Below are 23,139 nucleotides of genomic sequence, written 5' to 3' on the forward strand. Positions count from 1 at the left end.
ACGATGTCGCGGCGCAATGAAAAGAGGCGCCACAAGGGCGCCTCTGAAGGGGTGTCACGGGGCGGCGGCTGCCGCCCGGTCGATCTGGACTTACTGGACCTTGAACAGGCCCCACAGGCCGGTGTTCACGAACGGCGTGGGGCCGTCGCGGTAGTGCCAGTAGCCGCGCTTGGCGCCGCCGTACAGGCTGGCTGTCACGCCCTTGCCCGGTCCGATCAGGCTGGCGCCCGGCGCCACGAAGTTCTCGATGCCGAGATCCGCGTAGTTGTGTCCGATGACGCGGAAGCTGTGCTGACGCGCCCGGCCGTCGGCCTGCAGGACCCGGAACTTGACGGCGTCACCCGCCTTGGCCGAGAAGATCGGCGTCTCCACCGGCAGGCCGCGCAGGTCGGCCGGCAGGCGGCTGTCGTCGTCGACCATCAGGTTCGGACCCAGCACGCACGGGTTGATGTCCCCGGCGATCACCAGCGACTGCGTGCAACCCGCGTAAGGCTGACCGTTGTAGTCGATGCGCGACCACAGCGGCTCGGTGCGGTAGTTCAAGGCGCGCTCGCCGAAGTCGTACGAGTCATTGCCCACGAAGTGCTGGGCGATGGCCGCCTTGCCGGCGCCAAGGCGCAGGTTCAGGCCGTCCTGGTAGTGCAGCACGAACTCGCGGTAGGCCGAGCCGTCGGTCTTGCGGATCACGGCACTGGTGGCGCTGGCCGCACCGGCGGTGCTGGTGTTGGCCTCGTTCCACCAGGTCGAACCCTTGGGCTCGATGATCAGGGCGCCAATCAGGCCTTGTGAGCCTTGCTTGACGACGTCGCTCATGGCGCGCAGCGGGATGGTGCCGTACTCGATCGGCGTGCCGCCCTTGGCCACACCGTTGAGCAGATCCCATTCGATCTTGCCGGCGTACCAGGTGTAGGTCTTCTTCTGGCCCGGGCCAGCCAGCTGACCTGGGTTGATGCCGACGTTGGCCGCATCGCTGGTGCGCGGGTCGTAGTGAACCAGCGAGGCGTGGATGCCGATCTGCCTGGACGGCTTGACGTTGTCGACGTTGAGCGACGTGATGTCCGGCATCGGTGCATCACCCGGCAGGTCCGGCACCGGCAGGTTGGCCGGCAGACGGTTGGTCAGGTTGACGGTGATGCAGTCGCCCGCGTTGGCACGCATCACGAACGGCTCGGGCGTCTTGGTGCCCGCGCGCAGGCTGGCCACGTCACCGGCGTGCACGTACATCAGTGCGGTCGGGTCGGTGAGGCCGGCGCGCTTGTTGTAGACCAGCGCGCCGCCAGGCAGCAGGTCGCGTGCGGCCCAGGCCTCGATGTTGTAGGTACGGGCCACGGAGCCGATCGGGCAGCCGTTGAGACCCAGCGTGGACGTCACGCCCCCCAGCACGCCGCCCACCAGTCCGCCCAGCAGGCTGTTGGAGCCGCCCAGCAGCGTGGTCGTGGTGTTGACCAGGTTGGTGGTCAGCGGTTGCAGCAGGCCACCGGCGACGGCGCCCGTCAGGCTGTCGACGGCGTTCGCGTCGGCATAGGTGCGCAGGATGCCCCAGGCACCGTTCCACAGCGCGTCGGTCGAGCCGTAGTGGTACATGTAGTCCATCTGCTTGGCACCGCCCGTGACCTTGGCCAGCAGGCCGAGATCCATCTCCATGTGCTCGGAGATGCCGATTTCCTGGGCGCCCACGTACGGTGAGGTCGAGTCGGAGACCTCACGCTTCCAGCGCTGGCCGTGCAGCGTGAAGACTTGCTGCACTTCCTGGGCACCGTGGATCAGGCGCAGCTGCACGCGCTCGCCCTCGAAGGCCTTGAGCACAGGCGTGAACGGGTCGCCGTGCACGGTCGAGCTGAAGAGGTTGGCCGGGTCGGCACGCTGGTCGGTGTAAGCCGTCGAGGTGTCGCCGTTGGCCGACAGGCGCAGCGGCAGTGGCTCGTTCTTGTAGTTGACCAGGAAGGGGTTGTGGTGCTCGGCGGAGATCACCTCCGGCTTGGCCGGCGCGTCGACCGGACGGCCGTCCGGTCGGTAGAGCAGGCTGAAGTCGGCACTGGCGAGCATGAACTCGCGGAAGTCCGGGTGCGTGACCTTGTCCTGAGCACCCTTGATGATCGCGACCGGACCGACACCGCTGGTCAGCGGCTGGCCACGTTCATCGAGCCAGGTGCTGCCCTTGGGCTCGACCACCAGCGCGTTGTAGAAACCGTGCTGCTGGATCGACGAGGCGCCGAAGTGATCGTGCGAGAACACGGTACGCAGCGTGCGGTCGTTGCCGTTCTTGTCGTACAGCTCGTCGGCCCACCAGCGCTGGACGCTGGTCTGGTAGCCGATGGCGGTCGGCTCGGGCAGCACGGCATGGCCGTCCACCACCGTCACGCTGCCGTCGGCCTGGACCTGACGAACCGAGCCGCCCGGCGCGAGGGCCGCTTCGGCGCGTTCGACCAGTGCACCGCGTGCAAAGGTGCCGTCTTCGTAGTTCCAGCCGTTGCCCCCACCGTCGGAGGCCATCACGTCGAACTTGACCAGGTGGATGTGCTGACCGATGGTGTCGGTCGGCGTCTTGACCTGGAAGTCGTCCTTCTCCAGCACTTCCGGCGTGCGGTTGGTGTGGAAGAAGTTGATGCAGTCGCCCGAATTGGCGCGGAAGAAGAACGGGTCCGCCGTACGCGACTTGCCTTCGTAGGCCGCCACGTCGCTGCTCAGCACGTTGATGCGGGCTTGCGGGTCGTGCCAGCCGGCCTTGTTGACCACCAGATCCATCTGGATGGCCGACACGTCGTAGCGACGCACCGGGGCCGTGGCCGGGCAAGGATCGGCGAACGGGGCGCCGGGCGCTGCCGGCTTGCCGTTGACCTTGAAGGTGGCCGCCGTACCAGCGACCGTCTTGCTGGCGATGCCAGCCGCCTTGCCGTGGAAGGCCATGGCGGCGCGCTCCAGCGGCGTGCCGGCGTCGGGCAGCAGCACCATGTCGGCGGTGACCAGCACCGAGGACAGGTCGGCCGCAGCCACGCCTGCACCCAGCACGCGGGTGCCGCCGGTGATGATGTGACGGCCCAGGCCGCTCTCACCCAGCTGGCTGTCTGCCGACAGGTCCAGCGGCGGCTGAGGCGGACGGTGTCCGGCCGTACCGGCCACGAAGAAGGGGTAACCCGGCACGGCAGCCGCGCCATAGGTCGGTGCAGGCGCCAGCGCCACGCCCCGGATCGGCAGGATGCCCGGGCTGAAGGCGCCACCCGCGGTCGCGCCGGTCAGCGGATCGGTGCCGCGGCCGAGTTCACCGTCGGGCAGCATGCGCGTGCCGTCCTCGAACACGTCATGCGAGCGCCACAGGCCCCACATGCCTTGGGCAAAGTGCGGGTACATGTGGCAGTGGAAGATCGCGTCGCCCACCGACAGGTTGCGGTTGCTGCCGGTGTAGGCGATGTCGAACGTCATGGCCTGGCGCGGACCGATGGTCTGGCTGTCCAGGTAGGTCGACTTGTCGGCATCCTTGGTCTTGGCAAACCACTGGTTGGCGTGCAAGTGGAAGACGTGCGTTTCCTTGACACCAGCCTGCATGACGCGGAACTTGACCGGGTCGCCCAGGTAGCTGTGGTGCACGTTGCCCGGATCGTCCGGGTACAGCTGCTTGGCGCGACCGTTGGCATCCTGGCCCACGATCATGGCCGGGTCGCCGTTGGCCCAGGACGTCAGGAAGAAGTCTTCCAGCGAGCACTCCGGGCAGTTGGCCGCCGGGCCGACGCCTGCACGGTTGGCCGCCACGATGGCGCCCATGCCGCTGGCACCGTAGTTGATGGCAAAGCCGTCACGGATGCCGACGCCGGCACCGGTGTGGTCGAACACGTCGCCATAGGCCTGCACGGTCTTGAGTTCGTCATGCAGCACGACGGTGAACTCGCGGAACCAGTTTTCGTTGCTGACGGTGTAGCCGTCCGACACCACGGCGTAGTCCTGCACCACCGCGTTCAGGTCGCCATGCACGATCTGGTAGCGATTGCTGCCCAGATCCTGGTGCATGTTCAGCAAGGGCGTGCCCACCGTGCCCGTCAGGGCGCCGGTGGTGTCGACTGCCTCGTAGTTGATCAGCGCGCCGGAGACCGCCTGAGCCTTGGCGGCGGCCATGATCTCGGCGCGAATTTCGCTGCGATAGACGTTGGAGCCGGTGGGCTCGACGTTGACGGCACCGAACAGGCCCAGCGTGGTGGAACCGCCGTCGCCCTCGCCGCCCGCAGGGGCGCCGTTGTCGTGGAAGACGTGATCGCCCTCGCGCTCCAGCAGCAGGCGGTAGGTGATGCCCTGCCCCGGCGCGATGCCGGAGATGCCCGTCACGCGCGGATCCCAGGTGTTGTAGCCCGGCGCGGTGGTGTCGTGGCTCAGGCCGTTGAACATCATCGAGGCGATGCGGGTGGCCGGGCGGTTGAAGCCGTTGCCCACTTCGGCCGCCGTGTCACCGGGCTCGACCGCCTCGGGGGGCTTGATCAGTTCGGTTTCTGCAAACGGGTCGTTGCCAGGGGTGCCGGGCGCGTCGTTGCACAGCAGGTTGGTGAAGTTCACCTCCAGCTTGTCGCCGATGTTGCCGCGCAGCACCAGCGGACGCGGCCGCTTGTCGGACTTCAGCGCCACCTTGCAGGGCGTCGCCACGACGCCGGGCTGGTCGAGCGTCTTGCCCGAGACCAGATCCACCACGTCGCGCTTGAGCGCATACACCATGCCGTACGGGTTGTAGGACCCGAACCGGTTGTAGACGATCGGCTGGTCGAGTGCGACCACATCGGCCACCACCGTACCCGTGCCTCGCGCCTGAACGCCCGGCGACAGTGCCATCAAACCTGCGCCCAGCAGGGCCCCGGTTCCGGATACTGTCCTGCCCAGCAACACATGCCAAGTCAACTTCATCATGCCCCCCTCATCACAACGCCAGTTGCTGCGTCCAGACCAATACCTGGACAGTCAAACAACTGAAACAAATTTTGATGTCGTTTACATTTTGACTCACATTGACCCGGCTTAAGCAAAATCCGGTAACACCCCCGTGCATTCAGGGGGTGTTGCCGGGTGTCTTGAGCGCGTCATGCGCAGATCAAAGGATCAGAACGTTTCCCAGTCGTCGCCAGCCGCTGCAGACGCCACAGCGGGTACTGGTTTTGCCGATATCGGTTTGCGCGCAACAGGGGCGCGCTGTATCGGTTTGTAGGCTGGCGCGGTCACGGCGCGGGCCTGAGGCTTGAACGATGCGACGGGCTCGCGCAGGTGCAGCGACCGACCTTCGCTGAGCTGGAACACGCCGATGGCGTCATTCAGGCGCTGGGCCTGTTCACGCAGGCTCTCGGCGGCGGCCGCGCCCTGCTCAACGAGCGCGGCGTTCTGCTGGGTCATGGTGTCCAGCTGGGCCACCGCACCATTGATCTGCACGATGCCGGAGTTCTGCTCGGTCGAGGCGTTGCTGATCTCGCTGATCATGCCGGTGACGCGCTGCACGCTGGCCACGATCTCGTCCATCGTGCTGCCGGCGTCGGACACCAGGCGCGAGCCGGATTCGACCCGCTCCACGCTCGCCCCGATCAGGCTCTTGATCTCACGCGCCGCATTCGCGCTGCGCTGTGCCAGGCTGCGCACCTCGCCAGCCACGACCGCAAAGCCCCGGCCCTGCTCACCGGCGCGCGCCGCTTCCACCGCTGCGTTCAGCGCCAGGATGTTGGTCTGGAACGCAATCCCGTCGATCACGCCGATGATGTCGGCAATCTTCTTGCTGCTGGTGTTGATCTCGCCCATGGTGTGCACCACCTGGGCGACGACCTCACCGCCGCGTTGCGCCACGCTGGCCGCCGACGTGGCCAGTGCGGTGGCCGTACGGGCCGATTCGGCCGAGTGGTGAAAGGTACCGGTCAGCTGCTCGGTGGCGCTGGCGGTGTTCTGCAGGCTGGAAGCCGTTTCCTCGGTGCGCAGGCTCAGGTCCTGGTTGCCGGAGGCCACTTCGCGGCTGGCGGTCTGAATCGACTCCGCCGTCTGGTGAACCGCGCTCAGCGTTTCTTCCACGCGCTGCAGCATCTGCTGCACCTTGCGCGAAGCCTCCCAGCGCACCGGTTCATGCGCGAAGCTGAGGTTGACGCGGCCATCGGCACTGATCAGCCGGTCGGCGATCGACGCCAGTTCATCGGCAGCACGCGACTGAACGCGGGCCTGAGTCGCCAGCAGGATGAGGATGCCGGCCTCGGCCACCACGTAGGCGGCGTGTTCGAGCACAATCATCAGGCTCGGCTCGGCGAAGCAGATCGAGCCCCAGCCCATTTGCTGCAAGTAATTGAAACTGAGGTGGTGCGCGGCAATCGCCACTGCGCCGGCCACCACGGCGCGCCAGTCGCGGTAGACCACCGTCACGGCCAGAAAGGCGAAGACGGCAAAGTGGGCTTCGGTGCGACCTTGGCTGGCGTGAATCATCAACGCCACCATCGCCATGCCCAGCATGGGCATCAGGATGCGGGCGAACTTGCTGTTGCCCAGCGCAGCGGCTGCCGCCGTGCTGAGGCCCAGCAGCACGGCGCCCAGCAGGGCAGTCAGGCCCAGGCCGCTGCCCTGCTGGCCGGCATAGATCAGCGCGCCCACCCAGGTCACCGCCATGGCCACCAGCACGATGCGGTGGCTGCCATCCAGACCCTGCGTCTGACTGGGAGCCAGGCCGTTATCTGTATGGGATGTTCGATAAAGCGCTTGGCTCATTTCTATTCCAGTGACGTTCGACTTAAAAGGTTTCCCAGTCGCTGTCGCTGGTGGCCGTGCGGGTCTCCGGCGTCGGCCTGGGTGTTGAAGGTTTGGGGGTCGCAGCCGTGGTGACGGCGGCCTTGACCGGCGCGCGATACGCAGCAGGTGCAGCGACTCGCGGCGTGAAACTGGCGGCAGGGGCATAGCGGGCCACGTGGCCACCGGCATGCCCGCCGATGTTGAAGACACGTACCACCTCGGCCAGCTTGGTGGCCTGGTCTTTCAGGCTCTCGGCGGCGGCATTGCTTTCCTCGACCAGCGCGGCGTTCTGCTGCGTCATCTGGTCGAGCTGCGTCACCGCACCCGTCACCTGGCCCAGCTCGCTGCTCTGCTCGGTCGCCGCTGCCGTGATCTCTCCAATGATGTCGCTCACGCGCTGCACGCTGGAGACGATTTCCTGCATCGTGCTGCCCGCGTCGTTCACCAGCCGCGTGCCGCTCTCGACCCGCTCCACGCTCGCCACGATCAGGCTCTTGATCTCACGCGCCGCGTTCGCGCTGCGCTGCGCCAGGCTGCGCACCTCGCCCGCCACCACCGCAAAGCCCCGGCCCTGTTCACCGGCGCGCGCCGCTTCCACCGCCGCGTTCAGCGCCAGGATGTTGGTCTGGAACGCAATCCCGTCGATCACGCCAATGATGTCGGCAATCTTCTTGCTGCTGGTGTTGATCTCTTCCATGTTCGAGACCACCTGCGACACCACGCTGCCGCCGCGCTGCGCGGCTTCGGCTGCCGAACTCGCCAGCTGGTTGGCCGTGCGGGCCGAATCCGCCGTCTGCTTGACCGTGCCCGTCAGCTGCTCCATCGAGCTGGCCGTCTGCTGCAGGTTGCTCGCCGTCTGTTCCGTGCGGCCCGACAGGTCCTGCGTGCCGCTGGCGACTTCGCTGGAGGCGGTCTGAATCGACTCGGCCGACTCGCGCACCTGACTCACGGTACGGCTGAGCGCATCCTGCATGTGGCCCACAGCCGTTTGCAGTTGGCCGATTTCGTCCTGGCGATCCGTGCGCAGGGACTGCGTCAGATCGCCCTGGCCGATGCGCTCGGCCTGGCGGCCCAGCGTCATGAGCGGGCCACAGATGTGGCGCACCAGAAAGACCGTGCCCGCCGCCATGCCCAGCACGATCAGCGCGATCAGGCCGACCACGCCGTAGAGCGTGTTCATGCGCTGGGCGCCGGCTTGCTCCAGCAGGGCGGCATTGCTTTTGCCCTGCTCGGCCACGAAGGCGAACTGGGCATTCAGATAGGCATCCAGCGCCGGCTTGACACGCTCCTTCATGAGCTGCATGGCGGCCTGGGGATCGGCGGCCTTGGCTTCGCGGGCGTTGTCGCGCGCCGCCAGGTAATCCTTGCGCCGCTGGCCGACCTGATCGAGCGCGGCTTGCTCGCCAGGCGCGCTGACATCGGCATCCAGCCGCTTCTGCAGTTCGCTGATCTGCTTGCTGGTGGCGGCGATGTCGGTCTTGAGCACAGACTCCAGCTCGGGGTCGTGCGCAGCCACCAGGGCCAGTGTGCGGGCGGCGTTGACCTGCGTGAGCGCGCTCCACTGCGCACTAGTTTCAAACTTGCGCTGCTGCTCGGTCAAGGCCGCATTCGTCTCGGCGACCAGCGTCTTGGTGCGCAGCAGCGCGGCGGTGCTCATCACGGCCAGAACGACGGCCATCGCCACCGGTGGCACCCACAGAGCTTGTTTGAGGCTGAGTTTCATGAAAAATTCCGTTTCGGGGTGCGTTCTTTCAGAACGCGCTGTCGAGCAAGCCCATTTCGCTGCTCGACAGGATGGACTCGATGTCCATCAGGATCAGCATGCGTTCGCCCACATTGGCAATGCCCTGGATGAAGCGCATGTCCACCGCCGCGCTCATCTCGGGCGCGGGCTGGATCTGGCCGCCATCGAGCTGGGTCACGTCGGCCACGGCGTCCACCACCGCGCCAACCACCTTGCCGCGCATGTTGAGCACGATCACGACCGTGAGCGCGTTCAGCTCGGCGGTGTCGCAGCCCAGCTTCACGCGCAGGTCGATGATGGGCACGATCACGCCACGCAGGTTCACCACGCCCTTGAGGAAGCTGGGGGCGTTGGCGATGCGCGTGGGCGCCTCGTAGGAGCGGATTTCCTGCACCTTGAGGATGTCGATGCCGTACTCCTCCTGCCCGAGGCGGAAGGTCAGGTACTCGCCGCCGTGCATGGCCAGCGCGGCGGGGGCCTTGCGCAGCGAGGACGACGTTCCGCGCAGGGCGGAAGCCGAGGCGGCGTTGAAGGTCGGGGCGTCTTGCAGGGTGGTGTTCATGAGGAGAATCTTCCTTCAAACAAAGCGGTCACAGCGCGTCGATAAGGGCCTGATAAAGCACCCAGTTCGGGCAGGGTCAAAAGCTGGTCCAGTCGTTGTCACTCACCGGCGCGGGCGCCTGGCGCTCGGCCGCCTTGGGCGCTGAACGGACCGGCGCCTTGGCGATCGGCTTGGCCGGGATGGACGGGCTGGCGGTGTAGGCCGGTGCCTGGGACGGCACGTAAGCCACCGCGCGGTGCGACATGCCATCGACCTGGAACTTGCCGACCACGGCGGACAGGCGCTCGGCCTGGTCGCGCAGGCTCTCGGCCGCCGCCGCGCTTTCCTCGACCAGCGCGGCGTTCTGCTGCGTCATCTGGTCGAGCTGCGTCACCGCACCCGTCACCTGGCCCAGCTCGCTGCTCTGCTCGGTCGCGGCTGCCGTGATCTCGCCAATGATGTCGCTCACGCGCTGCACGCTGGAGACGATTTCCTGCATCGTGCTGCCCGCGTCGTTCACCAGCCGCGTGCCGCTCTCGACCCGCTCCACGCTCGCCCCGATCAGGCTCTTGATCTCACGCGCCGCGTTCGCGCTGCGCTGCGCCAGGCTGCGCACCTCGCCCGCCACCACCGCAAAGCCCCGGCCCTGTTCACCGGCGCGCGCCGCTTCCACCGCCGCGTTCAGCGCCAGGATGTTGGTCTGGAACGCAATCCCGTCGATCACGCCAATGATGTCGGCAATCTTCTTGCTGCTGGTGTTGATCTCTTCCATGTTCGAGACCACCTGCGACACCACGCTGCCGCCGCGCTGCGCCGCTTCCGCCGCCGAACTCGCCAGCTGGTTGGCCGTGCGGGCCGAATCTGCCGTCTGCTTGACCGTGCCCGTCAGCTGCTCCATCGAGCTGGCCGTCTGCTGCAGGTTGCTCGCCGTCTGCTCCGTGCGGCCCGACAGGTCCTGGTTGCCGCTGGCGATCTGGGTGCTGGCGGTGGAGATCGATTCCGAACTTTGGCGGATGTCGCCCACGATGCCGCCCAGCGCACCCTGCATGCTCTGCAGCGCGGCCATCAGCTGGGCCGCTTCGTCCTGGCCACGCACGTCGACACGGCTGGTGAGGTTGCCGGCGGCAATGTCGGTGGCCAGCGTCTTGGCGGCCTCGATCGGCGCGACGATGCTGCGCGAGTTGAGCAGCGTCAGCGGCACCACCACCACCACGGCCAGGCCCAGCGCGGCGGCAAACAGCGCCATCGCCAGGGTTTGCGCGGTCTTCAATTCCTCGATATCGGCCGCAGCCTCTTCGTTGAGCAGGTTCTGCAGGCTGGCGAGCTTCATCTCGGCCTTGACGATCTCCTTGATCGCCGGCTCGGCTTCCATGGGAATCAGGGCCGAGTTGCTGATGTCGAGGTTCTGCAGCCTGGTCAGCAGCGGCAGGAACTTGGCCTTGTAGGCCTCCACGTCGGCCAGCAGGCCCCGCACCACGACGTTGTCCGGGTCTTCATTGCCTTCCAGCAAGTGACCGGCCGTCTTGAGCAGTTCCTGGTCGGCGTATTTCCAGGCGGCGGCGGCGCGGGTGGTGGCCGGTGCGTTGCCGAAGTTCTGCATCAGGTCGTTTTCCGCCCGGCGCAGCTCGCCCATTTGCTGGTTCATGCGTGCCACGTCGCCCATTTCCTTGAACGGGTTTTCAACGAAGCTATCGCTCTTCTGGCGCATGCTGTTCATGCCCCAGAGGCCGGCACCGCCGACGGCAAAAAGCAGGACCAGCACCATCGCGATCGCACCGAGCATGCGGGTGCGGATGGTGAACTGGCGCATCAGATCAGACAGGCTGGACATGGGTTGTCTCCCTTGTGGGTCATCGGTTGTGCAGGGTGGAAGCGGGCATCAGTGGCGCGAGCGGCGCACCAGCGAGCCGGTGTCCAGGATCAGCGCGACACGACCGTCGCCCATGATGGTGGCGCCCGAGACGTCGGTGACGCGGCGGTAGTTGGCTTCGAGGTTCTTGACCACGACCTGCTGCTGGCCGAGCAGTTCGTCCACCAGCAGCGCGACGCGGCCGCCTTCGGCCTCGACCACGACCATGATGGTGGCCACGCGCTCGAAGTCGAAGCGCGGCACGTCGAAGACGCGCTCCAGCTCGATCACCGGCATGTACTCGTCACGCACCTGCACCACACGGCCGGAGCCACCGATGGTCTTGATGGTCTTGTCGGTGACCTGGAAGCTCTCGACGACGGACGCCAGCGGCAGGATGTAGACCTCGTCGGCCACCCCCACGCTCATGCCGTCCATGATGGCCAGCGTCAGCGGCAGACGCACCTTGACGCTCATACCATAGCCCTCGGCGGAGTCGATCTCGACCGTGCCGCCCAGGCTGGTGATGTTCTTCTTGACAACGTCCATGCCGACGCCCCGGCCGGACACGTCGGTGACGACGTCGGCGGTGGAGAAACCGGGCGCGAAGATCAGGCCCCAGACGTCGGCGTCGGCCATGGAGTCGGGCGCGTCGATGCCGCGCTCGCGGGCCTTCCTGATGAGCTTGTCGCGCGACAGGCCGCGGCCGTCATCGCGCACTTCAATGACGATCGAGCCGCCCTGGTGCGAGGCGCTCAGCGAGATGGTGCCCAGCTCGGGCTTGCCGTGCGCGACGCGGTCGGCCGGCATTTCGATGCCGTGGTCGCAGCTGTTGCGCACCAGGTGGGTGAGCGGGTCGGTGATTTTCTCGATCAGGCCCTTGTCGAGTTCGGTGGCCTCGCCGTGCGTGACCAGCTCGACCTTCTTGCCCAGCTTGGTCGCCAGGTCGCGCAGCATGCGCGGGAAGCGGCTGAAGACCGTGCTCATCGGGATCATGCGGATCGACATCACCGCTTCCTGCAGGTCACGGGTGTTGCGGTCGAGGTCGTTGAGGCCGGCCACCAGCTGCTGGAAGATCGCCGGCTCGATGTCGCGGCTGTTCTGCGCCAGCATGGCCTGGGTGATGACGAGTTCGCCTACCAGGTTGATGAGCTGGTCGACCTTCTCGACCGAGACGCGGATGGTGCTGGAGTCCAGCCCGCCGCCGGCGGGCTTGTCGGCACGCGGTGCGGCCTTGGCGACCGGCGCGCTGTGCAGCACCGACAGGTCCACCGCAGCGGCTTGCACCACCGGTGCCGGGGCGGTGGACCCCGGCGCACCCGGCGCGTCATCGAAGAAGCCGTAGCCGGGGTCTTTTTCGACCGCCGGCTGGGCCGCGTGCATCGGCACATCGGTGTCCAGCGGGGCAGCGTCCAGCGGCACGCCCGGGTTGCCGGCGTGGAAGCCATAACCCGCGCCGAAGGGAGTGATCTGCACCTGCTCACGCGAGACGTGGAAGGTGAACAGGTCGAGCAGGTCGTTGTCGCTGCTCTGGGTCACGACCTTGAAGCGGCGCATGCCGTCTTCGGCGTGGCCCAGCGCCAGCGGTTCGATGGTGCCCAGGTCGGTGATTTCCTTGAACAGCTCGTAGAGGCTGTCGGCCTGCTTGGGGTCGCTCAGGGGACCGATGCGCAGTTCCAGCTCGCGCACCTCGGGCTTGGCCTTCGCGGCGTAGACAACAGGCGCGACAGGGGCAGCCGGGGCTGCTGCGACGGGCTTGGCCACGGCCGGCGCCGCGATCGGCGCGGGCGGTACTTCACCGCTGGCGAGCGCGCGGATGTTGAACAGCAGCTCGGTGGTGTCGACCACGTCGGCGCCGGAGCCCTGGTGGCGGCCGAGCTGCTCGCGCAGCGCGTCACCGGCGGCCAGGATCACGTCGACCATCTGCACGTTGGGCTGCAGCTCGTGGCGGCGCAGCTTGTCGAGCAGGGTTTCCATCTCGTGCGTGAGTTCGGCCACGTCGCTGAAGCCGAAGGTGGCCGCGCCGCCCTTGATCGAGTGCGCGCAGCGGAAGATGGCGTTCAAGGCCTCGTCGTCGGCGGCCTCGATGTCCAGTTCCAGCAGCAGTTGCTCCATGCGCTGCAGGTTCTCGCCGGCCTCCTCGAAGAAGACTTGGTAGAACTGGCTGAGGTCGATCCCCGCGCCGGCGGAGGAGGTGTCTGTATTCATGTCTTGCATGGCGCTGTTCCCCTGGAACCTTGGTCGAAGCTGTCGGGCGTCTGGAGTCGGAATCAATCGGGCCGGGCCGCGAGGCTCAGCGCACGACCTTCTTGATGACTTCGATCAGCTTGGCCGGATCGAAGGGCTTGACCAGCCAGCCGGTGGCGCCGGCGCTGCGGCCGGCCTGCTTCATCGTGTCGCTGGACTCGGTGGTCAGGATCAGGATCGGCGTGTTCTTGAACTGGCTGGACTCGCGCAGCTTCTTGGTCAGGCCGATGCCGTCCAGGCGCGGCATGTTCTGGTCGGTCAGCACCAGGTCGAAGCTGCGGGTGCCGGCCTTCTCCCAGGCATCCTGACCGTCGACGGCTTCGACGACGTTGTAGCCCGCGCTCTTGAGGGTGAAGGAGACCATCTGGCGCATCGAGGCCGAGTCGTCTACTGCGAGGATTGAATGCATTGCTCTCTCCGGGAAGGTTCTGGGGGTATCGGGGTGTTATCGGCGGCGTGCGGGCGGACTTGACGGCTCAGAACAGCTCGACCGAGCCGGCGTCCATTTCGTCCTGCGTGACCGGGTTGGGGCGCAGCGGCGCTTGCTCGACCACGGTCTCGCCTTCGGCATCCGGCCCCATCGAATCGCGGGCGAGCTGATCGGCGCAGGCGCGCAGGCGGCGGTGGGTATGCACGATCAGCTGATCGGCCATGTCCTGGAACTGCAGCGTGGTGACGGCGCCGGCCATGCTCTCCATCGCCCGGTGCAGGGCGCCGGTGTCGATGTGCGGCAGCGCGGCGGCCTGGTGCAGCAGCACGCTGAGCTGCGAGTTGGCGCCGTAGAAATGGCCCATCAGCGATTCGCTGGCGTCGCTCAACAGGCGCTGCAGGCGATCCAGGTCGTTGGTGGCCGTGAGCAGGTGGTCCTGCAACTCGGCGGCCATCAGCAGCGGAATGGAGGCGCCGGGCTCGGCGCCGGCGTCGGGATTGTTCTGCATCGCGGCTCCAGAAGGCAGGGTCTGCGGGGAAAATGGACAGGTTGTCGGTTGGTAGAATTTTTCACATTCCGGGCCTGTTGCGGTAGGCCGATGACACGGTGAAACCCGGCTCTTTTCTCGTCCTTGAAATCGCCCTTGCCACCGCACCCCTTGCCTCGACACCCCATGCCCCGAACCGCCACACCCCGCCGATTGCGCCTGTTGCACCTGGAAGATTCGGAGCTGGACCACGAGCTGGTGCTGGCGCACCTGCGCCGCGGCGGCGTCGAGCCGACCATGCACCGGGTCGACAACGAGGTCGATTACCTGGCGTCGCTGGGCCAGTCCTGGGACGCGGTGATCTCGGACTACAACCTGCCCGGCTTCTCGGGCCTGATCGCGCTGGAGCTGCTGCGCGAGCGCAACAAGGTGCTGCCCTTCATCCTGGTTTCGGGCGAGATCGGCGAGGACACGGCCGTGGAGGCCATGCGCAACGGAGCATCGGACTACCTGCTCAAGAGCAACCTCACCCGGCTGGTGCCGGCGCTGCTGCACGCGGTGGACGCCAGCGAGGCGCAGCGCGCCCGCGAACGCTCGGACCTGGAACTGGCGCGCTCGCGCAAGCAGCTCTCCGAGCTGGCGCAGCACCTGCAGACCAGCATCGAGCAGGAACGTGCCGCCATCGCCCGCGAGATTCACGACGACGTGGGCGGCTCGCTCACCGCCGTCAAGTTCGACCTGGCCTGGATCGCCCGCCACGCCGACACGCCGGCCATGATCGAACACGCCCAGCAGGCGCTGGAGACGGTCAACCACGCCATCGAGGCCAGCCAGCGCATCATGCACAACCTGCGCCCCGCCATCCTGGAACAGGGCCTGGTCGCGGCACTGCAGTGGATGGTGCAGCGCTTCGAGCGCCGCAGCCAGATGACGACGCTGTTCCGCACCAGCCACGACCACATGACCCTGCCGCCTGGCGTGCCACTGGTGGCCTACCGCACGGCGCAGGAAGCGCTCACCAACATCTCCAAGCATGCCGGGGCCACGCGCGTGGAAGTCGACCTGACCGTGGCCGGCGGCGTGCTGTCGCTGGAGATCAGCGACAACGGCAAAGGCCTGTCGCAGGGGGCGCTGGGCAAGGAGCGCAGCTTCGGCCTGCGCGGCCTGCACGAGCGCGCCGACACCGTGGGCGGCTGGATCGACCTCAGCAGCACGCCCACCGGCACGACGCTGATACTCTCGGTGCCCATGGACCACCGCGCCCGCACCCGTTACGCCCAGCACCATGAGTCTGCCCAGGGGCATGACAGCGAACACGACCCGTCGACCTGGGGCGGCCTATGACCCGCGTGATCCTGTGCGATGACCACGCGCTGATCCGCCGCGGCATCCGCGACACCCTGGCCGAGCAGCCCGACATGCAGATCGTCGGCGAGGCCGGCGACTACGGCGAACTGCGCGCCCTGATGCGCACGCAGACCTGCGACGTGCTGGTGCTCGACATCAACCTGCCCGGCCGCAGCGGGCTTGACGCCCTGCACGCGCTCAAGGAAGAAGGCTCCACCGTCAAGACGCTGATCGTCTCGATGTACCCCGAAGACCAGTACGCGCTGCGGGCACTCAAGGCCGGCGCCTACGGCTACGTCAACAAGGGCGTCGACCCGGCGCTGATCGTGGCCGCTGTGCGCGTGGTGGCGCAGGGCCGCAAATACATCACGCCCGAGATGGCGCAGATGCTGGCCGAGAACCTGACCGCCGCCGCGCCCGAAATGGCGCACGAGAAACTCTCCGACCGCGAACTGCAGACCCTGGTGATGATCGCCAGCGGCAAGCGCGTCTCGGACATCGCCGAGGAACTGACGCTCAGCCCCAAGACCGTGAGCGTCTACCGCGCCCGCGTGCTGGAGAAGCTCAGCCTGGCCAACAACTCCGAACTGACGGTCTACGCCATCCGCAACGGATTGGTCTGATTCACCAGGCGCCCGTCAGGGTCGCAGGCGCTGCCGATGCGCCGCGCTCAGGTACGGCCACAGCAGCGCCATCACCTGGCGCGTGCCGTGGCGGATGGCGGCGTCGGCGTTGTCCGGCTCCAGCGCGTGGCGCGGGTCGCGCACATATTCAAAACTGAGCCAGTAGGTCAGCAGCACGACGATCGAGGTCGCCAGCGCGGCGGTTTCCTCGGCGTTGAGCGGTGCACCGTCAATCACGCACAGCCGCGCGACGCGCTCGTGCACCGCCGCCTGCTGCACGGCCAGCGCGGCCTGGCAGCGCGTCTCCAGCTGGCGGTTGCGGGTCAGCAGGTCGTTGAGGTCGCGGAACAGGAAGCGGTAGTCCCACGCCAGCCGCAGCATCTGCGGCACCAGTTGCCACGCGCCTTCGGCATCGGTGGCCGGGCCGGCGGCGGCCAGCGCCTCGGCCAGCGCGCGCTCGTAGCGGCTCATCAGCGCGTTGACCAGCTCTTCCTTGGCGGGGTAGTGGTAGTAGAGGTTGCCGGGGCTGATGTGGAGTTCGGCCGAGATCAGCGTGGTCGACACATTCGGCTCGCCATAGCGGTTGAACAGCGCCAGCGTGGTGTCGAGGATGCGCTCGGCGGTGCGGCGCGGCGCTTTGCGCTGAAGCTGAGGATGGGCCGGGTTCATTCTGGCCGTGAATCTAGCACCGCACCCCGGCTCCCTACAATCGCGCCCCTATGACTGCAGCGCCTCCATCGATCTCATTCCAGCAGGTCAGCAAGACCTTCCAGACGCCGCGCGGCGAGTTGCACGCGCTCTCGGACGTGAGCTTCGACATCCAGCCGGGCGAGTTCTTCGGCCTGCTCGGCCCCAACGGCGCGGGCAAGACCACGCTGATCTCGATCCTGGCCGGGCTGGCGCGCGCCACCTCGGGCCGCGTCACCGTGATGGGCCACGAGGTGGTGACCGACTACGCCGCCGCGCGCCAGGCGCTCGGCATCGTGCCGCAGGAGCTGGTGTTCGACCCCTTCTTCAGCGTGCGCGAGACGCTCAAGATCCAGAGCGGCTACTTCGGCGTCAGGAACAACGATGCCTGGATCGACGAGTTGCTGGCCGGCCTGGGCCTGGCCGACAAGGCCAACGCCAACATGCGCCAGCTCTCGGGCGGCATGAAGCGCCGCGTGCTGGTGGCGCAGGCGCTGGTGCACCGCCCGCCGGTGATCGTGCTGGATGAGCCGACCGCCGGCGTCGACGTCGAATTGCGCCAGACGCTGTGGCAGTTCATCTCGCGCCTCAACCGCGAAGGCCACACCGTGCTGCTGACCACCCATTATCTGGAAGAGGCCGAGGCGCTGTGCGGGCGCATCGCCATGCTCAAGAACGGCCGGGTGGTGGCGCTCGACCGCACCAGCAACCTGCTGGCCGGCACCGCCAGCACCATGCTGCGCTTCAAGACCGACGACACCCTGCCGCCCGACCTGGCCGCGCAAGGCCGCGTCACCGGCCGCGTCGCCCAGTTGAAAGCGCGTGACGCCGCCGAGGTCGAAACCCTGCTCGCCCGCCTGCGCGCCGCCGGCGTGCGGGTCGAGGACCTGGAAATCGGCCGCGCCGACCTGGAGGACGTGTTCCTCGACATCATGCAAGGAGCCCAGGCATGAAGCTCGCCGGCGCCAAGACGCTGTTCTACAAAGAAATCCTGCGCTTCTGGAAAGTCAGTTTCCAGACCGTGGCCGCGCCGGTGCTGACCGCCGTGCTCTACCTGCTGATCTTCGGCCACGCGCTGGGCGACCACGTCAAGGTCTACGACACCGTCGGCTACACCAGCTTCCTGATTCCCGGCCTGGTGATGATGAGCGTGCTGCAGAACGCGTTTGCCAACACCTCGTCGAGCCTGGTGCAGAGCAAGATCACCGGCAACCTGGTCTTCCTGCTAGTGACGCCGCTGAGCCACTGGGCCTGGTTCCTGGCCTACGTGGGCGCGGCGGTGGTGCGCGGCATGGTGGTCGGCTGCGGCGTCATGATCGTGACGATCTGGTTCGCGCCGCCCGGCCTGGCGCAGCCGCTGTGGGCGCTGGTGTTCGCGCTGCTGGGCGCGGCGCTGATGGGCAGCCTGGGACTGATCGCCGGCCTGTGGGCCGAGAAATTCGACCAGATGGCGGCGTTCCAGAACTTCATCGTCATGCCCATGACCTTCCTGGCCGGCGTGTTCTATTCCATCCACAGCCTGCCGCCGTTCTGGCAGAAGGCCAGCCACTTCAACCCGTTCTTCTACATGATCGACGGCTTCCGGCACGGCTTCTTCGGCGTCAGCGACGTCTCGCCGTGGCTGAGCCTGGCGGTGGTTGGCGGCAGCCTGCTGCTGGTGGCCGGCCTGACGCTGCGCCTGCTGGCTTCGGGTTACAAACTCAGGCACTGAGTAGAATTCACGACTTATGGCCGACCCTACCCCCGCTCACGTTCAAGCCCTGATTGCTGCCGGCCTGCCCTGCGAACACCTGCAGGTCGAAGGCGACGGGCGGCATTTCTTTGCCACCATCGTCTCGGCGCGCTTCGAGGGCCTGACCCGCATCCGCCGTCACCAGCAGGTCTATGCCGTGCTGGGCGAGCGCATGCGCGAAGAGATCCATGCGCTGTCGATGAAGACGCTCACGCCCGCTGAATTCGCCGCCACGCCGGAAGGCGCTGGCGTGGCTGCTTCGCCGTCACCCTCCTCCACCTCTCACTGAGTCGGCCGCGCCCCAGCCATGTTGAGCGGTGCGCCAGTGTCGCGCCGCAGCGGCTGGGGCGCTGCCGATTGCCCGCCTCATGGACAAGCTTCTGATTCGCGGCGGCCGCACCCTTCAGGGTGAGGTCACCATCTCCGGCGCCAAGAACGCCGCCCTGCCCGAAATCTGCGCGGCGCTGTTGTGCACCGAGCCGGTGGCGCTGTCCAACGTGCCGCGCCTTCAGGACGTGGCGACCACGCTCAAGGTGCTGCGGCACCTGGGCGCGGTGGCCGAGCGCAGCGAGACGCAGCCCGACCTCGTCACCATCGACGCCGGCCACATCACCACCCGTGAGGCGCCGTACGACCTGGTCAAGACCATGCGGGCGTCGATCCTGGTGCTCGGGCCGCTGCTGGCGCGCTTCGGCGAGGCGCGCGTGTCGCTGCCCGGCGGCTGCGCCATCGGCTCGCGGCCGGTCGACCAGCACATCAAGGGCCTGCAGGCCATGGGCGCGCAGATCGAGGTCGAGCACGGCTACATCGTCGCCCGCGCGCCGGGTGGCCTGAAGGGTGCACGCATCACGACCGACATGGTCACCGTCACCGGCACCGAAAACCTGCTGATGGCCGCCACGCTCGCCCACGGCGAGACCGTGCTCGAGAACGCCGCGCAGGAGCCCGAGATCACCGACCTGGCCGACATGCTGATCAGCATGGGCGCGCAGATCACGGGCCACGGCACGCACCGCATCCGCATCCAGGGCGTCGAGCGCCTGCATGCGCCGGCGCGGCCGCACCCGATCATTCCCGACCGCATCGAGACCGGCACCTTCCTGTGCGCGGTGGCTGCGGCCGGCGGCGACGTCACGCTGCGCCGCACCCGCGCCGATCACCTTGACGTGGTGATTGACAAGCTGCGCGAAGCCGGCGTGCAGATCGAAGCCGGCCCGGACTGGATGCGCGTGCAGGCCAGCGGCCGCCCCACCGGCGTGAACTTCCGCACCAGCGAGTACCCGGCCTTCCCGACCGACATGCAGGCGCAGTTCATGACGCTCAACTGCATTGCGCAGGGCACGTCGCGGGTGACCGAGACCATCTTCGAGAACCGCTACATGCACGTCAACGAGCTGGTCCGGCTCGGCGCACACATTGCGGTCGACGGCCACACCGCCATCGTCGAAGGCATCGCCAAGCTGAGCGGCGCCACCGTGATGGCCACCGACCTGCGCGCCTCGGCCAGCCTGGTGATTGCCGGCCTGGTGGCCGAAGGCGAGACCACGGTCGACCGCATCTACCACCTCGACCGCGGCTACGACCAGATGGAAGCCAAGCTGCGCGGCATCGGCGCCGACATCGAGCGAGTCAAGCAATGATCACCCTCGCCCTCTCCAAAGGCCGCATCTTCGAAGAAACCCTGCCGCTGCTGGCCGCTGCCGGCATCACGGTGCTCGAAGACCCCGAGACCAGCCGCAAGCTGATCCTGCCGACCAACCGCGCCGACGTGCAGGTGGTGCTGGTGCGCGCCAGCGACGTACCGACCTACGTGCAGTACGGCGGCGCCGACCTGGGCGTGGCCGGCAAGGACATCCTGATCGAGCACGGCGGCGAAGGCCTCTACCAGCCGCTCGACCTGCAGATCGCCAAGTGCCGCATGAGCGTGGCGGTGCGCAATGACTTCGACTACGACAGCGCCGTCAAGCAGGGCTCGCGCATCCGCGTCGCCACCAAGTACACGCAGATTGCCCGCCAGCATTTCGCCGACAAGGGCGTGCACGTCGACGTGATCAAGCTCTACGGCTCGATGGAACTCGCGCCGCTGACCGGCCTGGCCGACGCCATCGTCGACCTGGTCTCGACCGGCAACACGCTCAAGGCCAACCACTTGCGCGAGGTCGAGCCTTTCCTGGAGATCTCCTCGCGCCTGGTCGTCAACCAGGCTGCGCTCAAGCTCAAGCGCGATCGGCTGCGCCCGCTGATCGACGCCTTTGCGGCCGCCGTGGCCGCCCGTAACCCCAGCAACTGAACCTGCCTCCACCACCATGACTGTTGCCATCCGCCATCTCGACACCGCCGCCGCCGATTTCGAAGTCCGGTTCCAGCGCGTGCTGCACTGGTCGGCCGAAACCGACCATGCGATCGAGGAGCGCGTGGCCGCGATCCTGGCCGACGTGAAGACGCGTGGCGACGCGGCGGTGCTCGACTACACCGCCCGCTTCGACGGCGTGCAGGCCGACAGCATGGCAGCGCTGGAGCTGACGCGTGAGGAGCTGAAAGCCGCCTTCGACGCCATCACCCCCGCGCAACGCCACGCGCTGGAAGTCGCCGCCGCCCGCGTGCGCAGCTACCACGAGCGCCAGTTGCAGGCCTGTGGCCTGAGCTGGCAGTACCGCGACGAAGACGGCACGCTGCTGGGCCAGAAGGTCACGCCGCTGGACCGCGTCGGCATCTACGTGCCGGGCGGCAAGGCGGCCTACCCGAGCAGCGTGCTGATGAACGCGCTGCCGGCGCACGTGGCCGGCGTGGGCGAGATCATCATGGTCGTTCCCACGCCGCGCGGCGAGAAGAACGCTCTCGTGCTGGCCGCCGCCTACGTGGCCGGCGTGACGCGCGCCTTCACCATCGGCGGCGCCCAGGCCGTGGCTGCGCTGGCCTACGGCACCGCCACCGTGCCGGCGGTCGACAAGATCACCGGCCCCGGCAACGCCTACGTCGCCAGCGCCAAGCGCCGCGTCTTCGGCCAGGTCGGCATCGACATGATTGCCGGCCCGAGCGAAATCCTGGTGCTGGCCGATGGCAGCACGCCGCCGGACTGGGTCGCGATGGACCTGTTCTCGCAGGCCGAGCACGACGAACTGGCGCAGAGCATCCTGCTGTGCCCGGACGCCGGCTACATCGCCCAGGTGCAGGCCGCCATCGACCGCCTGATCGACGCCATGCCGCGCCGCGACGTGATCCGCGCCAGCCTCGAAGGCCGTGGCGCGCTGATCCTGACGCGCGACATGGAAGAGGCCTGCGCCATCAGCAACCGCATCGCGCCCGAGCATCTGGAAGTCAGCAGCCACGAACCGCACCGCTGGGAGCCGCTGCTGCGCCACGCCGGTGCGATCTTCCTGGGTGCCTACACCAGCGAGTCGCTGGGCGACTACTGCGCCGGCCCGAACCACGTGCTGCCCACGTCCGGCACCGCGCGCTTCAGCTCGCCGCTGGGCGTCTACGACTTCCAGAAGCGCAGCAGCCTGATCGAAGTGAGCGAAGCCGGCGCGCAGTCGCTGGGCGTGATCGCCGCCGAACTCGCCTACGGCGAAGGCCTGCAGGCGCATGCGCAGGCGGCAGAATTCCGGCTCAAGCGCACGTCATGAGCGCCCCACTCTCCCCCCGCCTCACGCAGACCCTGCGCGCTGATGTGCAGGCCATGCACGCCTACGCGGTGCAGCCGAGCGCCGGCTACGTCAAGCTCGACGCGATGGAAAACCCCTTCGCGCTGCCGCCCGAGCTGCAGCGCGAACTGGGCGAGCGCCTCGGCCGCCTCGCGCTCAACCGCTATCCGGCCGACGAGCCGCTGCGGCTGATCGAGGCGCTGTCGGCCTACGTCCATCTGCCCGCCGGCTGCGCGCTGATGCTGGGCAACGGCTCGGACGAACTCATCAGCCTGCTGGCGCTGGCCTGCGCCCGACCCGGCGCCACCGTGCTCGCGCCGGTGCCGGGCTTCGTGATGTACGCGATGTCGGCGCAGCTGCAGGGCCTGAACTTCGTCGGCGTGCCGCTGACGCCTGACTTCGAGCTCGACGCCACCGCGATGCTGGCCGCGATTGAGCAGCACCGCCCGGCCATCACCTACCTCGCCTACCCGAACAACCCGACCGCCAACCTGTTCGACGCTGCGGTGATCGAGCAGATCGTCGCCGCTGTGGGTGCGCAGGGCGGGCTGCTGGTGTTCGACGAGGCCTACCAGCCTTTCGCGTCGCGCAGCTTCATGGACCGTGTCGGCACGCACGAGCACGTGCTGGTCATGCGCACGCTGAGCAAGTTCGGCCTGGCCGGCATCCGGCTGGGTTACATGGCCGGCCCGACCGCGCTGATCGGCCAGCTCGACAAGGTGCGCCCGCCGTACAACGTCAGCGTGCTGGACGCCGAGGCCGCGCTGTTCGCGCTCGAACACGCCGACGAGTACGACCGCCAGGCCGCGCTGATCCGGGCCGAGCGCACGCGGCTGCATGCCGCGCTGGCCGCGCTGCCGGGCGTGCAGGTCTACCCGAGCGAGGCCAACATGATCCTGGTGCGCCTGCCCGACGCCGCGCGCACCCACGCCGGACTCAAGCAGCGCGGCGTGCTGGTCAAGGCTGTGGCCGGCCTGCACCCGCTGCTGGCCAACTGCCTGCGCCTGACCGTGGGCGCTCCGGATGAAAATACGCAGCTGATCGCGGCCCTGGCCGCCAGCCTCTGAACCGCTGAAAGCCTTCTC

At 67.7% G+C, this 23,139-nt stretch carries 18 protein-coding genes; 9 read left to right on the top strand and 9 right to left on the bottom strand.

Annotated elements, in window-relative coordinates; all coding sequences use genetic code 11:
- Window positions 1-90: 90 nt before the first annotated feature.
- The 8 genes from AC5IG3_RS17440 to AC5IG3_RS17475 form a co-directional block, all read right to left on the bottom strand.
- Window positions 91-4,809: a multicopper oxidase domain-containing protein gene (locus tag AC5IG3_RS17440; protein WP_491907552.1), complete on the bottom strand. Its 4,719-nt coding sequence runs from the start codon at window positions 4,807-4,809 to the stop codon at window positions 91-93.
- 264 nt (window positions 4,810-5,073) lie between these two features.
- Window positions 5,074-6,702 (bottom strand): methyl-accepting chemotaxis protein, encoded by a 1,629-nt coding sequence (locus tag AC5IG3_RS17445; RefSeq protein WP_491907553.1) that lies wholly within the window; start codon window positions 6,700-6,702, stop codon window positions 5,074-5,076.
- Window positions 6,703-6,724: 22 nt separating this feature from the next.
- Window positions 6,725-8,446, bottom strand: coding sequence for a methyl-accepting chemotaxis protein (locus tag AC5IG3_RS17450; RefSeq protein WP_491907554.1), 1,722 nt, complete (start codon window positions 8,444-8,446; stop codon window positions 6,725-6,727).
- Window positions 8,447-8,474: 28 nt separating this feature from the next.
- Window positions 8,475-9,029 (bottom strand): chemotaxis protein CheW, encoded by a 555-nt coding sequence (locus tag AC5IG3_RS17455; protein ID WP_491907555.1) that lies wholly within the window; start codon window positions 9,027-9,029, stop codon window positions 8,475-8,477.
- Between the two features lie 76 nt (window positions 9,030-9,105).
- On the bottom strand, window positions 9,106-10,839 hold the full coding sequence (locus tag AC5IG3_RS17460; RefSeq protein ID WP_491907556.1) for a methyl-accepting chemotaxis protein: 1,734 nt from the start codon (window positions 10,837-10,839) through the stop codon (window positions 9,106-9,108).
- 48 nt (window positions 10,840-10,887) lie between these two features.
- A complete protein-coding gene (locus tag AC5IG3_RS17465) occupies window positions 10,888-13,074 on the bottom strand; it encodes a chemotaxis protein CheW (protein ID WP_491907557.1) in 2,187 nt (728 codons plus the stop codon).
- 76 nt (window positions 13,075-13,150) lie between these two features.
- Window positions 13,151-13,513, bottom strand: a complete 363-nt coding sequence (locus AC5IG3_RS17470; RefSeq protein WP_491907558.1) for a response regulator — start codon at window positions 13,511-13,513, stop codon at window positions 13,151-13,153.
- A gap of 67 nt (window positions 13,514-13,580) precedes the next feature.
- Window positions 13,581-14,042 carry a hypothetical protein gene (locus AC5IG3_RS17475; RefSeq protein WP_491907559.1) on the bottom strand — a complete coding sequence of 154 codons (462 nt, stop codon included), beginning with the start codon at window positions 14,040-14,042 and terminating at the stop codon, window positions 13,581-13,583.
- Window positions 14,043-14,207: 165 nt separating this feature from the next.
- On the opposite strand from AC5IG3_RS17475, the gene AC5IG3_RS17480 reads away from it, so the two are divergent.
- Window positions 14,208-15,365 (top strand): hybrid sensor histidine kinase/response regulator, encoded by a 1,158-nt coding sequence (locus AC5IG3_RS17480; RefSeq protein ID WP_491907560.1) that lies wholly within the window; start codon window positions 14,208-14,210, stop codon window positions 15,363-15,365.
- Window positions 15,362-15,991 carry a response regulator gene (locus AC5IG3_RS17485; RefSeq protein ID WP_491907561.1) on the top strand — a complete coding sequence of 210 codons (630 nt, stop codon included), beginning with the start codon at window positions 15,362-15,364 and terminating at the stop codon, window positions 15,989-15,991. The genes AC5IG3_RS17480 and AC5IG3_RS17485 overlap by 4 nt, the downstream gene beginning before the upstream one ends.
- 15 nt (window positions 15,992-16,006) lie before the next feature.
- Here the strand turns inward: AC5IG3_RS17485 and AC5IG3_RS17490 are convergent, their stop codons facing one another.
- The gene (locus tag AC5IG3_RS17490; RefSeq protein ID WP_491907562.1) at window positions 16,007-16,660 is read right to left on the bottom strand and encodes a TetR/AcrR family transcriptional regulator; all 654 of its coding nucleotides are present in this window, start codon (window positions 16,658-16,660) and stop codon (window positions 16,007-16,009) included.
- Between the two features lie 50 nt (window positions 16,661-16,710).
- Between AC5IG3_RS17490 and AC5IG3_RS17495 the strand changes: the two genes are divergently transcribed.
- The 7 genes from AC5IG3_RS17495 to hisC all read left to right on the top strand — a co-directional run bounded on the left by AC5IG3_RS17495 (window position 16,711) and on the right by hisC (window position 23,121).
- Window positions 16,711-17,631: an ABC transporter ATP-binding protein gene (locus AC5IG3_RS17495; RefSeq protein ID WP_491907563.1), complete on the top strand. Its 921-nt coding sequence runs from the start codon at window positions 16,711-16,713 to the stop codon at window positions 17,629-17,631.
- Window positions 17,628-18,389, top strand: a complete 762-nt coding sequence (locus tag AC5IG3_RS17500) for an ABC transporter permease (protein ID WP_491907564.1) — start codon at window positions 17,628-17,630, stop codon at window positions 18,387-18,389. The genes AC5IG3_RS17495 and AC5IG3_RS17500 overlap by 4 nt, the downstream gene beginning before the upstream one ends.
- 16 nt (window positions 18,390-18,405) lie before the next feature.
- Window positions 18,406-18,699, top strand: a complete 294-nt coding sequence (locus AC5IG3_RS17505) for a BolA family protein (RefSeq protein ID WP_491907565.1) — start codon at window positions 18,406-18,408, stop codon at window positions 18,697-18,699.
- Between the two features lie 79 nt (window positions 18,700-18,778).
- On the top strand, window positions 18,779-20,050 hold the full coding sequence (murA, locus tag AC5IG3_RS17510) for a UDP-N-acetylglucosamine 1-carboxyvinyltransferase (protein WP_491907566.1): 1,272 nt from the start codon (window positions 18,779-18,781) through the stop codon (window positions 20,048-20,050).
- Window positions 20,047-20,700, top strand: a complete 654-nt coding sequence (gene hisG / locus AC5IG3_RS17515; RefSeq protein WP_491907567.1) for an ATP phosphoribosyltransferase — start codon at window positions 20,047-20,049, stop codon at window positions 20,698-20,700. The genes murA and hisG overlap by 4 nt, the downstream gene beginning before the upstream one ends.
- Window positions 20,701-20,716: 16 nt before the next feature.
- Complete coding sequence (gene hisD, locus AC5IG3_RS17520) at window positions 20,717-22,036, top strand: histidinol dehydrogenase (RefSeq protein WP_491907568.1); 1,320 nt, start codon at window positions 20,717-20,719, stop codon at window positions 22,034-22,036.
- Window positions 22,033-23,121 carry a histidinol-phosphate transaminase gene (gene hisC / locus AC5IG3_RS17525; RefSeq protein WP_491907569.1) on the top strand — a complete coding sequence of 363 codons (1,089 nt, stop codon included), beginning with the start codon at window positions 22,033-22,035 and terminating at the stop codon, window positions 23,119-23,121. Before hisD ends, hisC begins: the two co-directional genes overlap by 4 nt.
- Window positions 23,122-23,139 lie beyond the last annotated feature (18 nt).

It is taken from the genome of Leptothrix sp. (in: b-proteobacteria), from assembly GCF_965250675.1.
Classification (GTDB): Bacteria; Pseudomonadota; Gammaproteobacteria; order Burkholderiales; family Burkholderiaceae_C; genus Sphaerotilus.

What these genes read in the sequence shown, in the direction of transcription:
- hisG (WP_491907567.1), top strand. Translation starts at nt 20,047, where the DNA reads ATGATCACCCTCGCCCTCTCCAAAGGCCGCATCTTCGAAGAAACCCTG.
- AC5IG3_RS17445 (WP_491907553.1), bottom strand. Translation starts at nt 6,702, where the DNA reads ATGAGCCAAGCGCTTTATCGAACATCCCATACAGATAACGGCCTGGCT.
- AC5IG3_RS17475 (WP_491907559.1), bottom strand. Translation starts at nt 14,042, where the DNA reads ATGCAGAACAATCCCGACGCCGGCGCCGAGCCCGGCGCCTCCATTCCG.
- AC5IG3_RS17450 (WP_491907554.1), bottom strand. Translation starts at nt 8,446, where the DNA reads ATGAAACTCAGCCTCAAACAAGCTCTGTGGGTGCCACCGGTGGCGATG.
- AC5IG3_RS17440 (WP_491907552.1), bottom strand. Translation starts at nt 4,809, where the DNA reads ATGGCACTGTCGCCGGGCGTTCAGGCGCGAGGCACGGGTACGGTGGTG.
- AC5IG3_RS17455 (WP_491907555.1), bottom strand. Translation starts at nt 9,029, where the DNA reads ATGAACACCACCCTGCAAGACGCCCCGACCTTCAACGCCGCCTCGGCT.
- AC5IG3_RS17500 (WP_491907564.1), top strand. Translation starts at nt 17,628, where the DNA reads ATGAAGCTCGCCGGCGCCAAGACGCTGTTCTACAAAGAAATCCTGCGC.
- hisC (WP_491907569.1), top strand. Translation starts at nt 22,033, where the DNA reads ATGAGCGCCCCACTCTCCCCCCGCCTCACGCAGACCCTGCGCGCTGAT.
- AC5IG3_RS17460 (WP_491907556.1), bottom strand. Translation starts at nt 10,839, where the DNA reads ATGTCCAGCCTGTCTGATCTGATGCGCCAGTTCACCATCCGCACCCGC.
- AC5IG3_RS17485 (WP_491907561.1), top strand. Translation starts at nt 15,362, where the DNA reads ATGACCCGCGTGATCCTGTGCGATGACCACGCGCTGATCCGCCGCGGC.
- AC5IG3_RS17470 (WP_491907558.1), bottom strand. Translation starts at nt 13,513, where the DNA reads ATGCATTCAATCCTCGCAGTAGACGACTCGGCCTCGATGCGCCAGATG.
- hisD (WP_491907568.1), top strand. Translation starts at nt 20,717, where the DNA reads ATGACTGTTGCCATCCGCCATCTCGACACCGCCGCCGCCGATTTCGAA.
- AC5IG3_RS17505 (WP_491907565.1), top strand. Translation starts at nt 18,406, where the DNA reads ATGGCCGACCCTACCCCCGCTCACGTTCAAGCCCTGATTGCTGCCGGC.
- AC5IG3_RS17480 (WP_491907560.1), top strand. Translation starts at nt 14,208, where the DNA reads ATGCCCCGAACCGCCACACCCCGCCGATTGCGCCTGTTGCACCTGGAA.
- AC5IG3_RS17490 (WP_491907562.1), bottom strand. Translation starts at nt 16,660, where the DNA reads ATGAACCCGGCCCATCCTCAGCTTCAGCGCAAAGCGCCGCGCCGCACC.
- AC5IG3_RS17465 (WP_491907557.1), bottom strand. Translation starts at nt 13,074, where the DNA reads ATGCAAGACATGAATACAGACACCTCCTCCGCCGGCGCGGGGATCGAC.
- murA (WP_491907566.1), top strand. Translation starts at nt 18,779, where the DNA reads ATGGACAAGCTTCTGATTCGCGGCGGCCGCACCCTTCAGGGTGAGGTC.
- AC5IG3_RS17495 (WP_491907563.1), top strand. Translation starts at nt 16,711, where the DNA reads ATGACTGCAGCGCCTCCATCGATCTCATTCCAGCAGGTCAGCAAGACC.